The 15,042-nt window shown below is 71.0% G+C and carries 12 protein-coding genes; 7 read left to right on the forward strand and 5 right to left on the reverse strand.

Annotation, left to right across the window (positions count from 1 at the left end; translation table 11 throughout):
- Nucleotides 1–32: 32 nt before the first annotated feature.
- The 4 genes from ABZT17_RS27240 to ABZT17_RS27255 form a co-directional block, all read right to left on the reverse strand.
- Nucleotides 33–1,784, reverse strand: coding sequence for a phospholipid carrier-dependent glycosyltransferase (locus ABZT17_RS27240; RefSeq protein ID WP_356352283.1), 1,752 nt, complete (start codon nucleotides 1,782–1,784; stop codon nucleotides 33–35).
- Nucleotides 1,785–1,826: 42 nt separating this feature from the next.
- A complete protein-coding gene (locus tag ABZT17_RS27245) occupies nucleotides 1,827–3,755 on the reverse strand; it encodes a phosphatase PAP2 family protein (RefSeq protein ID WP_356352284.1) in 1,929 nt (642 codons plus the stop codon).
- A gap of 191 nt (nucleotides 3,756–3,946) precedes the next feature.
- Nucleotides 3,947–5,053 (reverse strand): Gfo/Idh/MocA family oxidoreductase, encoded by a 1,107-nt coding sequence (locus ABZT17_RS27250; protein ID WP_356352286.1) that lies wholly within the window; start codon nucleotides 5,051–5,053, stop codon nucleotides 3,947–3,949.
- 59 nt (nucleotides 5,054–5,112) lie between these two features.
- Nucleotides 5,113–6,291: an ROK family protein gene (locus ABZT17_RS27255; RefSeq protein WP_356352288.1), complete on the reverse strand. Its 1,179-nt coding sequence runs from the start codon at nucleotides 6,289–6,291 to the stop codon at nucleotides 5,113–5,115.
- A gap of 231 nt (nucleotides 6,292–6,522) precedes the next feature.
- Between ABZT17_RS27255 and ABZT17_RS27260 the strand changes: the two genes are divergently transcribed.
- The 5 genes from ABZT17_RS27260 (at nucleotide 6,523) to ABZT17_RS27280 (ending at nucleotide 13,347) form a co-directional block, all read left to right on the forward strand.
- On the forward strand, nucleotides 6,523–7,854 hold the full coding sequence (locus ABZT17_RS27260; protein WP_356352290.1) for an extracellular solute-binding protein: 1,332 nt from the start codon (nucleotides 6,523–6,525) through the stop codon (nucleotides 7,852–7,854).
- 118 nt (nucleotides 7,855–7,972) lie between these two features.
- On the forward strand, nucleotides 7,973–8,884 hold the full coding sequence (locus ABZT17_RS27265; protein WP_356352292.1) for a sugar ABC transporter permease: 912 nt from the start codon (nucleotides 7,973–7,975) through the stop codon (nucleotides 8,882–8,884).
- A complete protein-coding gene (locus ABZT17_RS27270; protein ID WP_356352294.1) occupies nucleotides 8,881–9,783 on the forward strand; it encodes a carbohydrate ABC transporter permease in 903 nt (300 codons plus the stop codon). The genes ABZT17_RS27265 and ABZT17_RS27270 overlap by 4 nt, the downstream gene beginning before the upstream one ends.
- 2 nt (nucleotides 9,784–9,785) lie before the next feature.
- Nucleotides 9,786–11,501, forward strand: a complete 1,716-nt coding sequence (locus ABZT17_RS27275; protein ID WP_356352296.1) for a hypothetical protein — start codon at nucleotides 9,786–9,788, stop codon at nucleotides 11,499–11,501.
- Nucleotides 11,502–11,514: 13 nt separating this feature from the next.
- On the forward strand, nucleotides 11,515–13,347 hold the full coding sequence (locus tag ABZT17_RS27280; protein WP_356352298.1) for a hypothetical protein: 1,833 nt from the start codon (nucleotides 11,515–11,517) through the stop codon (nucleotides 13,345–13,347).
- Here the strand turns inward: ABZT17_RS27280 and ABZT17_RS27285 are convergent.
- Nucleotides 13,337–14,008 carry a nucleoside/nucleotide kinase family protein gene (locus ABZT17_RS27285; protein ID WP_356352300.1) on the reverse strand — a complete coding sequence of 224 codons (672 nt, stop codon included), beginning with the start codon at nucleotides 14,006–14,008 and terminating at the stop codon, nucleotides 13,337–13,339. The two genes, ABZT17_RS27280 and ABZT17_RS27285, sit on opposite strands and share 11 nt — an antisense overlap.
- Before the next feature lie 114 nt (nucleotides 14,009–14,122).
- On the opposite strand from ABZT17_RS27285, the gene ABZT17_RS27290 reads away from it, so the two are divergent.
- Entirely contained in the window at nucleotides 14,123–14,863 is a 741-nt protein-coding gene (locus tag ABZT17_RS27290; protein WP_356352301.1) for a beta-phosphoglucomutase family hydrolase, read from the forward strand.
- On the forward strand, nucleotides 14,860–15,042 hold a 183-nt coding region (locus ABZT17_RS27295), incomplete at its 3' end, for a hypothetical protein (RefSeq protein ID WP_356352303.1). The genes ABZT17_RS27290 and ABZT17_RS27295, both read left to right, overlap by 4 nt.

Below are 15,042 nucleotides of genomic sequence, written 5' to 3' on the forward strand. Positions count from 1 at the left end.
CGCGTGCCGGGACCGCTCGCCGTGGGCTGGTGTCAGCGGCGGTAGAGGGTGATCGAATGACCGACCTCGTCGATCGGGTGACTGCTGTCGATCAGTTCGGCCAGCCTGCCACGCGCCTTGGCCACCGCCGAGTCCGACACGACCAGCAGCCCGTGCACCTGACGCGGCGCCACCTCGCGCGGGTCGGACGCCTCGATGCCGTAGTACGAGGGCACCCCGCTGCCCTTGTACACCAGCCACACCCGCTCCCCCCGGTACCGCTCCCGGAGCCGGTCGGCGAGCCGCCCCAGGTCCTGGCCCCAGTCCACGTTGGAGTCGTGCAGCCGCAGATGCGTCCTGGCCGGACCGCCGAACGCCTCGTTGGAGTACGGCAGATAGTAGGGGTACGTCCGCACCGAACTGACCGCGACGAACAGCACCAGAGCTGCCGTCACGAGCGGCGCCCACCGCCACCGCGCCGCGAGCACACAGCCGGCGGCCACCGCCAGGAACATCGGCACGAAGATGGCGTACCGGGTGCCGAAGTCCCGCGACCCGGTCATCGCGGCGGCCAGCAATACGGCGGTGGGCAGCAGCACATAGGGCGCGGCCGGCCGCAGCCGTCGTAGCGCCACCATCACCACGGCACCGGCGATCCACAGCGCGAGCATGCCCAGCGGTGTCTTCACCAGCAGCGCGGCCGGCAGGTAGTACCAGCGGGACCCGGTGTACAGATGCCCGAACAGGAAGCCCTGCCAGGGGTAGTTCTCCAGGCCGAACTGGATGCGCATCCCGTCCCGGTACGAGGCCGGCAACGGCAGCAGCCGCACCAGCAGCCCCTTGAGCCCGTGCACGGTGGGCACCGGCTGATGGGGCTCGGGCGTCCACCGCAGCCGCGGATCGACCACCAGATACGACGGCCACACGACGGCCACCGCGACCACCGCCACGACGGCGGCGCTCGCCGCGGACCGCGCCGGCGCCGTGCGTCGGTGCTCGGTCCCGGACCGCCACACCGACCACGCGCCCAGCGCCATCAGCACCGGCACGACCGGCAGCACGCTCATCTTGGTGGCCAGGCCCGCCCCGAGCGCCAGACCGCCCAGCGGCACATACAGCCGGGGCCGCCGCCGGGCCCGCCACAGCAGCCAGGCCGACGTCAGCACGAAGCCCGCGGCCGGCACGTCCAGGGTGGCCAGTGAGCCGTGCGCGATGACGTCGGGGGAGAAGGCGTACAGGGCCAGGGCCGCCAACCCGGCTCTGACGCCCGCGAGTTCACGGGCGAAGGCGAACACCACGAGCCCGAACAGCAGGGTGAGCGCGATCATCGGCAGCCGGGCCCAGAACATCAGCCGCCACGGGTCGTTGCCCGACGTGTACAGCAGATGTTCCCCGAAGCGGCTCTGGTCGCCCCGGTAGGAGGTGTCGACGTGCGGATCGGCGATCGCCACCCCGACCGCGATCACCAGCTTGCCCAGCGGCGGGTGCTCGGGGTTGAAGCGGACCCGGTGCTCGTGCAGATAGTCGGCGGCCGTGGCGACGTAGATCGGTTCGTCGATCGTCGGTGTCTGCTGCACCGCGGTGGTGATCATCGCCGCGGCCATCTGGGCGAGCAGCACACACACCAGCAGCGGCACCAGCCACCGGCGGCGGGGGCGCGCCGACCGCCCGGCGGCCGACGCCCGCGGTGGCGGGTGTTCCTCGTCGTCGCGTGTGCCCGGCTCGAGGACCGAGTGCTGTTCGTGCGCCATCATCCGCCCCGCGGTGACACCGGCCGCGAGGGGGCGGGAGCGGTACGGGCCCATCCCATGGGCCCTACTTTCGCACCGGCTCCCGCCCCTCGGGCGTCATCGCTTCAGGAGTCGTACCGACAGACCTTCCGCCGTGTAGACGGGTACGGCCCGCAGCCGGTCGGAGTTCAGCTCCACGCTGTCGAAACGGCCGCGGAGCTGCGGGGCCGACAGGACGCGCACCGTGCTGCCCGCCGCCGGCGGCCTGTCGGCGTCCAGCTGGAGGGAGAGCACACTGCCCGCGCCCAGCAGCACCCGCCGGGTGACCTCCAGGACCGGCTCGTGGCCCGAGCGCAGCGTCAGCTCCAGACCGCCGGACTCCTGGGAGTACACACCGTGCACCTTGACGGACTGCGGCACCCGCAGTGTCGCGCCGGACACCCGGACATCGCCGTGGCCCAGCGCGTGCGACGAGGCGGCGACCAGGGTGCCGCCCTTCACCACGGTGCCGCCCGTGTACTTGTTGTGGCCGGTCAGGGTGAGCGTGCCGGAGCCCTGCTTGGTCAGCCCGCCGTCGCCGTCGATGTCGTTGCGCCAGCTGTCGGCCGCGCCGAAGCCGCCCGCGGACGCGTCCAGCGTCACGGTCACATCGGAGTCGAAGGCGCCGTAGCCGTCCGCCGCGGCGAACAGGTTGAGCCGCCCCCACTGCTCGAAGCCGTCCAGCAGCACGTACCCGGACGGCAGGGCCGTGGTCCGCAGCACCTCGCGGCGCTGGTCCGCGTCCAGGTAGGGAAGCCGGGTCTCCAGCAGCACCTCGGCGCCCTTCGGCACCGTCAGCGGCTCACTGCGGCCCTTGCGGGTGAGCACATAGGTCAGCCGGGGTCCGACCGCGCAGGCGTTGGCGTCGCGGTCGGCGTAGGCGTCGCTCGCGTCGGAGTGCGCGTAGGCGAACAGCGTGTCGGCCGTGGTGCCCGTCTGCTGGGTGAAGTACGCCAGCGCCTGCGCGCGGGCGGCGGCCTTGAGGCCGGCGTTGGCCGGGTCGGCCAGGGTGGCGGCGGCGAGGGCGGTGGCCATGATGCGGCCGCCCATCACGTCGACCGTGGAGTGCATGCCCGCCATGATCCTGGTGTGGCTCAGCTCGAGGGCGCGCGTCACCAGCTCCTGGAAGCGCTCCGGCACGGCGTAGGCGTAGGCGAGACCGGCCAGGTGGAAGGCGTTGGTGTGGCCGCTGGGGAAGCCGCCGTCGTCCGTGGGGGAGGTGCTGCGCTGGCGCAGCAGCTGGGGCGCGACGACGACCTTCGAGTCGTAGACGGGGTAGCCGAGCGCGTCGGTCCTCCCGGTGTCGACGACCTCACTGTCCTCGTTCATGCGCCAGGGGCGCGGGTACTGGTAGGCGTACTTCGACGGGTTGCCCGACGCCCAGTTGCCGCGCAGGGTGTCGACCAGCTCGGCCACCTTGCCCAGCGCCGAGTCGTGCGAGCCGGCGCCGAGCGCGGAGCCGGCCGGGGCGTCCGCGGGCACGGCGTCGTCGATCTTCGTGGGCGGTGTGCCGTCGGGGGCGCTGGTGATCGAGGTGACGGCCTTGGCGCCCGCCTTGTACAGGCCGGCCAGCGGACCCAGGCCCCCGATCATCGCGTAGCTCTGGTGCTGGCGGTCGTACAGGAACGCCTCCTTCGCCTGGGCCTCGGTGCGGGCGCCGGTGAGGCGGATGCTGTAGCGCACGTTGGCGCGCAGCACCTCGGGCAGCAGCGGGGCGCCGGTGTTCCAGGCGCCGCCCGTCTTCCAGATCTGCGCGAAGCCGCCGAGGACGCGGACCACCGCGTTGGTCTCGGGCGTCAGGTTCGTCGGGAGGTTGGTCCTGTAGTCGTCGACGAACGCGGCGGGGCCGGTGGCCGCCTTGGCGTCGGCGGCGCCCAGCCAGGAGGCGAAGGTGGGCGCGGCCAGTACCCCGGCCGTGGCGCCCAGGGAGGTCTTGAGGAAACCCCGTCTGCCGACGGCGAGACGGCCGTCCGTCGAGGGAGTGCGGTGCCCGGCGGATGACGGCATGCGTATGCCTCTCTTCAGTTCTGCGGCCGTGCGGCCGTAGGGGGTGACGTGGCTTGCGCTGAGGAGGGACCCGTGGACGGCCGGTGGAGCCGTCCGAGTCGACCGATGCGTAGTGCGAAGATCTACGGCCGGGTTGTGTCCCGGTGGTGTGGGTCGTGCGACAAGGACCTGTCGTGCGGGTGAACGCGGTGTCAGCCGGGGCGCTGGCCGCCCATGCTGTCGTAGAACGGGGTGCCGGGAGAGACGTCCGACGGCTTGACCGGGTGTCCTGCCGCGCCGGAGGCGTAGAGGGCGGCCACCAGGGAGAGGGTGCGCCGGGACTCGGCCAGCTGCACGGGAGGCGGGGTGCCGTCGCGCAGGCTGGTGAGCACCTTCGCGAACTGCTCCCGGTGTCCGCTGCGGGAGTCCACCGCGGACGCGGTGTCCCGCGCGCCGGCCATGGCGGCCCGCCACTCGGTGAGCACGTGGTCGTACCCGGGCGCCGGGGTCACCCGCCAGTCCTCGTCCCGGTAGCCGTACAGATGGGTGACCTCGACGGTGGCGTACTCGAAGTCGTAGCGCAGATACGACTCCTGACGCGGCGAGAGGGAGCTGTTCACCACGGAGGCCAAGGCGCCGTCGGCGAACGACACATGCGCCATCGAGACGTCCTCGGTCTGGGTGCGGCGCGCCTGCGTCCGGGTGATGGCCTGCACCTCGGTCCAGTCGCCGAGCAGGTCCAGCATCATGTCCATCTGGTGGATGCCGAGCCCCATGGTGGGGCCGCCGCCCTCGGTGTCCCAACGGCCGCGCCAGGGCACGTCGAAGTACGACTGGTCGCGGAACCACGTGGTGTGGCAGACCGCCAGCAGCGGGCGGCCCAGTACGCCCGAGGAGGCCAGCGCCTTGAGCGCGGCCTGGCCGCGGCCGAACCGGTGCTGGAACACCGTGGCGAACCACGGCGGCCCGCTCGCGGCGGCCGCGATCTCGTCGAACTCCCTGAGCGACAGCGCGGGGGGCTTCTCCACCAGCACGCTGGCCCCGGAGCGCAGACAGGCCAGGGCCTGGTCGCGGTGGAGCCCGGGAGGCGTGCACAGATACACCAGGTCGGGGTGGGAGCGCTCCAGCAGTGCGTCGAGGTCGTCGTAGCCGGCCGGCGCCCCGTGCTTGGCCAGGAAGGCGTCCAGCCGGGTGCGGTCGGTGTCCGCCGCGGCCACGATCCGCGCGCGCACCGGGCCCTGGGAGGTGAGCGCGGCGGCGTGGTCCATGGCGACGTCGCCGGTGCCGACGACCGCTATCCGTATCTCTTCGTCCGTCACTGGTGCTCCATCTGGTTCAGCTGGTGGGGGGCAGGTGGGGCGGTTCCCGGCCCGGGAGGTCATACGAGGTAGGTCGCGGAACGGGCGTGCTCGATCGTCAGCGCGCTGACCCCGGTGATCGCCGCGTCGAAGCCCAGCTCGCTCACCGCGATCCGCGGCACCCAGGGGATCCGGCCGACCAGGCGTCTGGTCAGCTGCTCGGCCGACTCCTCGCTGTACTGGGCGAACGCTCCGGCCAGGGCGATGACCTGGGGCGAGAGCACGACCGAGGTGGCGACGAGGGCGAGGGCGATCAAGTCGAAGAACTCGTCGCGGGCCCGCTCGGCCTCGCTGTCGCCCGCGCGGCAGCTGGCCATCATCGCGCGGAACGCGGGACCGACGCGCTTGCCGTGCAGGCCCTCGCGCGCGGCGAACGGCTGCACCTGCGCGGCCAGGGTCGAGTCGACGTCGCCCTGTTCCGTGAAGTACCGGGAGAAGGACGCGCTGGAGGTCAGCAGGAAACCGATCTCGCCCGCGGCCGACCGGTGGCCCCGGTGCAGCCGCGCCTCGTTGATGATGCCCGCGCCGAGTCTGGCGCCGAGGACGAGGGCGACGGCGCTGCCCGCGCCCGCCAGGGCGCCGCTGGTCCACTCGCCGTAGGCCGTCGCGTTGGCGTCGTTCTCGACGAGGATCGGCAGCCCGCTGCGGGCCGAGACGATGTCGGCCAGGGGCACCTCCTGCCAGTCGAGCTCGACCGCCTTGGTCACGACCCCCTCGTGCACGATGCCGGGCACCGTGATGCCGACGGCGACGATCGGCGCGGTCACGCCGGTGTCGGCCGAGGTCAGCCGGTCGACGAGCCGCAGCAGCCCGTCGATGCGCGCGGCGCCCGCGTCCTGGCCCTCCAGGGCGAAGGTGTGGCTCTCCTCGTGGAGGGTGGTTCCGCCGAGGTCGACCAGACGGCCGCGGGCTGTGTACTCGGTGACGTCGACTGCCATGATGGCCCGGGCCGAGGACGCGAAGCGCAGCAGCGTCGTGGGCCTGCCGACCGACTGGCGCACCTGTCCCGCGGCCTCGACCGCGCCCTCCTCCATGAGGGCGGAGCAGAGCCGCTCGATGGTCGCCGAGCCGAGTCCGGTGCGCTGCTGGATGTCTCGCCGGGACAGGGGTCCGTGTTCCCGGAGAACGTCCAGTATCGCGGTCCGGTTGATCTCGGTGACATGCCGAGTTGTCGCTGTACGCGGCGCCCGTCGGTTCACAACCCTCCCCCACTAATCCATCGGACTGAGGATAAGTCCCGTCCGCAAGTCTTCGCTGGCTGACCGGGAGATTACCAGTCTCCTCCCGATTGCCAAGGGAGCCAAGGGTCTCGGATCAGCAACGGGGCGCGATAAACCTTGTGGGTAATCAATCGCAGTGATAGGAAACGGGCACTGCTACTTCAGCGGCCGGCGCCGTGCTCCGTCCGCTACGACGAAAAGGGGTCGAAGATGACCTTTGTGGGTGTGCGGCGCTCCCGCCGGCTCGGCCGCGGCGGTATGCGCCGCGTGCTTCCCCTCGCTGCCGTGGCTTCGGCAGGTGCCCTCCTGCTCACCGCCTGCGGCGGGTCGGGGTCCGGCTCGGGCGGGAACTCCAAGTCGCTGACGTTCTGGATCTCCACGGTTCCGGGACAGGACGCGGGCTGGAAGAAGCTGGTCGCGCAGTACAAGAAGGAAGAGGGCGTCAGCGTCAAGCTCGTCAACATTCCCTACGACGGCTACACCACGAAGCTCCACAACGGCGCGCAGGCGAACTCCCTGCCCGACGTGGCGGCCGTGCCGGCGCTGGACCCGATCTGGTCGAACAAGCTGATCGACCTCAGCTCCATCGCCAACAACAAGAGCTACAACATCAACAGCAACTTCCTCGCCAAGGACTCCTCCGGGAAGGTGCTGTCCATCCCCTCGGACGTCACCGCCTCCGGCCTGTTCATCAACGAGTCGCTGTTCAAGAAGGCGAACGTCTCCTTCCCGACCTCGCCGGACAAGACCTGGACGTGGACCGACTTCATCGCGGCGGCCAACAAGGTCCGCGAGAAGACCGGCGCCAAGTACTCCCTGGCGTTCGACCAGTCGCCCTCGCGGCTGCGCGCCATGGTGTACGAGATGGGCGGCCAGTACGTCCACGCCGACTCCTCCGGCAAGTTCTCGGTGGACGACGCGACGAAGAAGGCCGTGAACACCTTCGTCGGCTGGAACGACGACAAGACCATGCCCAAGTCGGTGTGGACCAGCGGCGCCGACCCGTCCGCCATGTTCCAGAGCGGTGACGTCGTCGCCTACTGGTCCGGCGTCTGGCAGGTCGCCTCCTTCGCGGAGAGCATCAAGAAGTTCGACTGGGCGAGCGTCCCGACCCCCGCCCAGCCGGTGCAGGCCAGTGACGTCAACAGCGGTGGCATGATGGTCGGCTTCAACAACAACGGTGCCGCGGCCACCGCCGCGAAGAAGTTCATGAACTGGATCTACGACCCGAAGCAGTACACCGAGCTGGTGGAGTCCTCCGGGTTCCTTCCGGTCGAGAGCGGTCTGAACCCGAAGTACCCCTTCACCTCCCCGGCGGCGCAGGCGGCGTTCAAGCTGTACAACCAGGAGATCCCGCTCTACGCCCCGATCTCGGGCTACTTCAACAACGCCCAGACGGAGTGGGTGCTGAAGGGCAAGAGCCTCACCGAGGACCCGACCAAGACGGAACTCGGCAAGGCGATCAACGGCCAGCAGTCGGCCGACAAGGCCCTGGAGAACATCGTGGCCGGCTACAACCAGCAGGTCGGCGGGGGCTCGTAGGCCAGTGGGCCGGGCGGCGGATCACGACTCCGCCGCCCGGCCTCACGCGCGCCCGCGTGACGCGGGGCTGAGGGCGTGAGCCCACAGGAATCCATTCCACCAGCACGGAGTCAGGAAGATGACAAAACGCGCCTCGGCCGTCGCCGCGAGCCCGCCCAGGAGACGCAGTAAGTACACCCTTGCGCCGCTCGTCCTCATCGCGGCCAACGTCGTGCTCTTCGGGCTGTTCTTCGTGTGGCCGGCGGTGATCGGGCTCGTCTACTCGTTCACGAACTACACGGGTGTGGGGGCGTTCCAGTTCATCGGACTGGACAACTACCACAACCTGTTCGGGGACTCCACGTTCTACGACGCCCTGAGCCGGACGCTGCTGTACGCCGTGCTCTTCGTACCGCTGAACTTCGCGGTCTCGCTGCTCGCCGCGAACCTGGTGGTCAGCAAGCACGCCAAGGGCTCGTCGGTCGCCCGCGTCATCTTCTTCATCCCGTGGCTGCTGTCGCCCATCGTCGTGGGTGTCCTGTGGCGCTGGATGTTCGGTGAGAACTTCGGACTGGTCAACTACGTCATCGAGAAGTTCGGCGGAAGCGCCGTTCCGTGGCAGTCGAACGCGGACCTGTCGCTGCTCGTGGTGGTGATGGCGGCCGCCTGGGCCTGGACGGGTTTCACGATGCTGCTGTTCATCGCGGCGATCAAGAACGTACCGGTGTCGTACTACGAGGCGGCCTCGCTCGACGGCGCGGGCCCCTGGCGCCAGTTCTTCAGCATCACCCTGCCGAGCATCGCGCCCACCTCGTTCATCGTCATCCTGCTGAACACGATCAACGCGATGAAGGAATACCCGGTGTTCGTCGCCCTCAACAACGGCGGTCCCGGAACGTCGAACAACCTCCTGGTCCAGTACATCTATGACACCGGCTTCAAACGGGGCCAGATCGGCTACGCGAGCGCCGCGTCGTTCGTGCTCATGCTCATCCTGATGGCCGTCGCGATCGTCCAGCTGATCGTCAACCGGCGGGTGGAGAACCGATGACAACCACAGACATCCCGCGCCCGGTCGACAAGGGTCCCCGACGGGCCGTCTCCAAGAAGCGGTCCCGCGGCCCGGCCACCGGTGGGCTGCGACAGGCGGTGTCCGCGACGACACTGCTGTGGATCATGGCCTGTCTGTACGGGTTCCCGGTGCTGTGGTTCATCCTCAGCTCCTTCAAGCCCTCCAGCGACCTGTTCTCCTATCCGCTGACACTGGTTCCGCACAATCCCACGCTGTCGGGTTTCAAGGCGGCCTGGGACAGCGCCAACTTCTCCCAGTACTTCATCAACACCGCCCTCGTCTGCGTGATCACCACGATCCTCACGGTGGGCGTCAGCTGCTGCACCGGCTACGCGCTGGCCAAGTACGACAACAAATGGCTCAAGGCGTTCTTCATCTGCATCCTGGCCACCACGATGCTGCCGGGCGAGGTCATGCTCGCCCCCGAGTTCCTGGTGGTCCGCAACCTCGGCCTCTACAACTCGTTCGCCGGCATCATCCTCCCGGCCGTGCTCACCGCGACCGGATGCTTCATGTTCCGCCAGTTCTTCCTGACGGTTCCCGACGAACTCGTGGAAGCGGCGCGCATCGACGGCGCCCGCGAGCTGTCGATCTTCCTGCGCATCATGGTGCCGCTCTCCCGGCCCATCATGCTCACGCTCGCCATCCTGTCCTTCCAGTGGCGGTGGAACGACTACATCTGGCCGCTGCTGATGCTCAACGACCCCAACAAGTTCACCGTGCAGATCGGCATCCAGAGCATCGTCGGCGCACAGAACATCAACTGGTCGGTCCTGCTCGGCGCCTCGGTCATCTCCATGATCCCGCTGATCGTGGTCTTCCTGGTCTTCCAGCGCTATGTCATGGGCGCCGACATCAATGCCGGACTGAAGGACTGATCTTGCACAACCCGCTGGACCACGAGTTCGTCCGCGCTGCGGCGCTCGCCGCCGACGGGTCGGTCGCCCCGCCCGGGACCGACCCGTCGGCGGAATACATCGGGCCGCACCGCGCCCTGGCCCGGCGGGTGAAGACCCTGGTCGCGGTGTACCGCTCGCCGGAGTCGGCCCTGCACGGCAGCGAGCGGGCCGTCGCCGCCGCGCTGACCGACCTCCGTGCCCTGCGGTCCCTGCAGACGGCCTCCGGCCTCTTCGCCGGCGGCGACAACGTCCAGTCCCCGCCGGACTCCGCGTTCACCGTCAACGACGTGTGCGATGCGCATGTCCTCGCGGCGGACGCGGGGCCGGAACTGGCTGATGTCACGGCGGCGCTCGCCGCCATCGCGGGCGCCGCCACCGGCCCTCTCCTGACCGGTGGGGTGCACACCCCGAACCACCGCTGGGAGCTGTGCGCGGCGCTCGTCCGTCTGCACCGGTCGTTCCCCGACGACCGACTCCTCGACCGCGCCGAGGAGTGGCTCGCCGAGGGCGTCGACATCGACACGGAGGGCCTGTACTCGGAACGCAGTGCCGTCTACGCGTCCATCGTGACCAACCCGTCGCTGCTCCTGCTCGCCGACGTGCTCGACCGCGCGGACCTGCGGGACGCCGTCGAACACAACCTCGCCACGACGCTGGACCTCATCCGGCCGGACGGCACGGTGGAGACCGTCCACTCGCGCCGCCAGGACCAGCGGGAGTCGTTCCCGCTGTGGCCCTACCTGCCGCACTACCGGCTGCTCGCGATCCGCACCGGTCGCGGCGACTTCGCCCGCGCGGCCCGTCTGGCGGCCGCCGACGGCATCGACGATCCCGACCTGCTCGCCCAGACCCTCCTCACCCCGGATCTCTGCCGCCCCCTGCCGGCGCCGGACACGGAGAGGCTCCCGCGCGACCGGTACCTCCCCACCGCACGCCTCGCCGCACACGCCTCGGCCACCGCGCACACCGTGGTCTACGGCGGCTCCGACGTGCCCGAGCACCGGCGCATCCGCTCGGGCCTCGCCTGCAACCCCACCTTCCTGCGCCTGTTCGCCGGTGCCGCCGTCCTCGACGCGGTCCGCCTCTCGCGAGGGTTCTTCGACCTGGGCCCCTTCCGCGCCGCCGACATGGAACGGCTCGCCGACAACCGGTACCGGCTCACCGGAACCCTCACGACCGCCTACTACCAGCCGCTTCCCAGGGACCGAAGGCGCGACGACGGCGCCTACCGTCTGGTGGACGAGGGCCGCTTCTCCGCGGCGATGGCCTTCCCCGACCGCCCTCAGGACGAGATCTCCCACACGACCCGAGTCGAGGCCGACCTGCGCGACGACGGGGCCGACCTGCGGATCGACATCAGCGGCCCATCGGTGCCCTGGTCCCTCGAACTGACCTTCCGGCCGGGCGGCGAGCCGCGGGGCGCCGTACCGCTCGGTGACGGACGCTGGTGTCTGACGACCGAGCCGTTGACCTACCGCGTCGGCGACGACGAGATCCGGGTCGAGGCCACCGTCGAGACAGGCGGACCACTCGCCGGACCGGACCGGAGCGACGTACTGCGCTACGACCCCGGACAGGACTACACCGTGGCCGGCGGCACCGACGCGACGACCGGAAACCGCGTCTACCTCGGTGGGCACGGACCGCAGACACTGACCCTCACACTGCGGGCCCACCGGCCCGCACCCCAGGCATGAAGGGCTGATCCTCGTGCACCTCCTCCACCAGCGCGGCCCGCTGCACGACCTCCCCGACACCCCGGAGGCGTACGACACCGTCCTCGCCGACGTCGTCGAGCAGGCCCTGGCCCGGCTCACGCCGGAGGGCAACCTCGAACACCCCGACTGTGCCGACGACATCGGCGACACCTCCCTCGGCATCACCTCGCTGCTGGCCCTGGCCTGGCAGCGCGGCAAGGACCCCCGGCTGCCGGAGGCCGTGCACCGCAGCCTCGCCTTCCACCTCCGCGAGCGTGTGTACACCGAGGACAACCCCGGCTACCCGAATCTGAGGATCCGCGACTCGGGTCTGCCGTACGCCCGTTACACCCTGGCGGCCGGAGCGCACCCCATCGGTGACTGGCCGAGCACGGTGTGGGCGCTGCTGCAGGCGGTCGACGTCCTCGACCTGTCCGACGGCCTGGTCGACGACGCGCAGCGGGCCGAGCTGCTGGAGGTGGCTCGGGGCTACTGGCGCTGGCTCACCGAGGCCACCTTCTTCAATCCGCAGGAGGCCGGCAACCAGGCCATCGGGTGCGTGGTCGGCGGACTGATGCTCGCCCGCCATCTGCCGGACGCCCCGGCGGCCTCGATGCGCGAGCGCGCCATGCGGCTGTATCTCGACGAGATCCGCGCCCACCGCGTCCTGGACCGGGGCGCGCTGCTGCCCCCCGAGCACGGCGGCGCCTACGACAACAACTACGGCCCGATCTCCCTCTCCTTCCTCGCCCAGGCCCACCGGATCAGCGGTGAGCCGGTCTTCGCGGAGGACGGCGACGCGCTCGCCCGCTACCTCGACGCGCGTCTGACGGGCGGCGGGTTCGACAACGGCGGCCCGCGCTACAGCGAGCAGCACTCGGCCTTCGAATCGGTCCTGGGGCTGCGCTACTTCGGCGCCCGTATCGGCTCCGACCTGGGCCGCTACCGGGGCGACAGCCGCTGGGCACGGCACGCCCGCAAGCCGGACGGCGGGGTCGACGGGCACTTCGCCTGGATGCTGGTCTGGCAGATCCAGGACGCCACCCCCTGGCACCGCGAGCCGTCGCCGGCGCCCGCGCGGCACCAACTCCGCGCCGGCACGGTCTCGGTGGCCTTCGACGACCGGATGACCCCGGCCGTCGTCGAGGCGGCCGGCACCTACTACCTGCCCGCGGCCGTGAACCGCCAGCACGGCTTCGGACCGGTGCTCGACGGCTTCGTGTTCTGCCGCCCCATGGGCGAGGTCCGGGTACGGGACCTGCGCGCCGGCGGTCTCACCGCCAAGCTGGTCACCAAACCGGTCGTCGGCCGCGACCACCTCCTGCGGCATGTGCGATCCCTGTACGTCACCGACGGCACGACCCTGTGGACGACGGTCGCCGCCGAGCGCTTCGAGGGGACGCCGTACCTGCTGGCCGGTCTGCCCTACGCCGAGGACGACGGCGACCGGGTGCGCCGCACCGCCGCGGCGGCGGTCTCCTCGGCGGGCTCGCTGCGGCTGACCCACCCGCGGGAGCGGGGCGCGGAGCACTTCGACGCCCGTGACGAACTCACCCAGGAGCAGGCCGCGTTCGCCCTGGCCGCCGACCCCCGCGGCTACGGCAACCCGGACGAGGGCTGGCGGCACCTGGTGAGCTCGACGGCGCTGGAAGCGGACCCGATCCCCGACGCGCCGGACGACCTGCACGTCTTCGCCGTCCGCTACGGCTCCGAGGAGCCGATCGGCGTGTCGGCCGCATGGACCGGGGAAGGGCTGGCGATCCGGACGGACGCCTTCACCGCGGTGATCGGACCCGACGACGAGCAGGGCGAGCCGACGCTGACGCTGAGCGCCGTCAGCCGCTGAGGCCCGTACGGGACGGGCGGCCCAGCGCGGCCACCGGCACCACCAGGTCCGCCCGGTCCCGGGTGGCGGCGACCAGTTCGGCGTTGCGCTGGTCGCTGCGCAGCACCCACGCCACCGCCTCCTCGTGCCCCTTGCCGAACTCCTCGTGCCGGGCGATCAGCCGCCGCAGGCGCTCGTCCTCGTCGAGCTCGCAGAACCACACCTCGTCCAGCTGCCGTCGTACCCGGGGCCACGCCCCGTCCGCCAGCAGCAGGTAGTTGCCCTCGGTCACCACCAGCCGGGCCGTCGGCGGTACCGGCATCGCGCCCGCGACCGGCTGTTCCAGGACGCGTTCGAACCCCGGCGCGTACACCACCTCGTCGTCCGCCTCCTCGCGCAGCCGCCGCAGCAGGGCGGCGTACCCGGCCGCGTCGAACGTGCCGGGCGCACCCTTGCGGTCCCGCAGTCCGAGGCGTTCCAGCTCGACGTCGGCGAGGTGGAAGCCGTCCATGGGGACATGCGCCACCCACGGCTCACCGGTCCCGTTCAGCGCCCGCACCAGGCCCTCGGCCAGCGTCGTCTTGCCCGAGCCCGGGCTGCCGGCGATACCGAGGATCGCGCGCTCGCCGGGGCGGCCGAGGGCTCGGGCACGGGTGAGGAGGTCTTCGAAGGTCAGCGGCACACCGCAGAGTGTGTCACCCGGACGGCGCAGACCCCGCCCACGCGCCGCCGCGCGGCCGGACCCAAGTGGCGCGCGCCATGAGATGGATGGCGCCCCGCGGGGAACCGGACGGGTATGACGCAGCTCGGACTCCCCGAAACCATCCAGGCCTGCCTCTTCGACCTCGACGGGGTCGTGACCCGGACGGCCGTGGTGCACGCGGCCGCCTGGAAGGAGACGTTCGACGCGTTCCTGCGCGAACGCGAGGGCGACGGCTTCCGGCCCTTCGACGCGAAGGGCGACTACGACGAGTACGTCGACGGACGCCCACGCGCCGACGGCGTGCGCACCTTCCTCGCCTCCCGGGGCATCGAACTGCCCGAGGGCCACCCGGACGATCCGCCCGACGCACCCACCGTCAACGGCGTCGGCAACCGCAAGAACGCCCTGGTCCTGGAGAAGATCCGCACCGAGGGCGTCGAGGCGTACGACGGCACCCTGCGCTACATCGACGCCGTGCGCGCGCACGGCCTGCGCACCGCGATCGTCTCCTCCAGCGCCAACACCCGAGACGTACTGCGCTCGATCAGGGCGGATCACCTCTTCGACGTGCGGATCGACGGCGTGGTGGCCGCCGAGCGCGGGCTGCCCGGCAAGCCGCGCCCCGACACCTTCCTCGCCGCCGCCCGTGACCTCGGGGTCGAGCCGGCACGGGCCGCCGTCTTCGAGGACGCCCTCGCCGGCATGGACGCGGGCCGCTCCGGCCACTTCGGCTACGTCGTCGGCGTGGACCGCGTGGGACAGACCGACGCCCTGTACACGCACGGCGCGGACCGTGTCGTCAAGGACCTCGCCGAACTGGGGGGCGGGGCGTGATCACCAACCGGGCGTACACCGTAGAACCGTGGACCGTGCGCGAGACCCGTCTCGACCTCGACCTCCTCGCGCAGAGCGAGTCCGTCTTCGCGCTGTCCAACGGCCATGTCGGCTGGCGCGGCAACCTCGACGAGGGCGAGCCGCACGGGCTGCCCGGCTCCTACCTCGGCGGTGTGTAC

The sequence above is a fragment of the Streptomyces sp. NPDC005648 genome, from assembly GCF_040605395.1.
GTDB lineage: Bacteria > Actinomycetota > Actinomycetes > Streptomycetales > Streptomycetaceae > Streptomyces.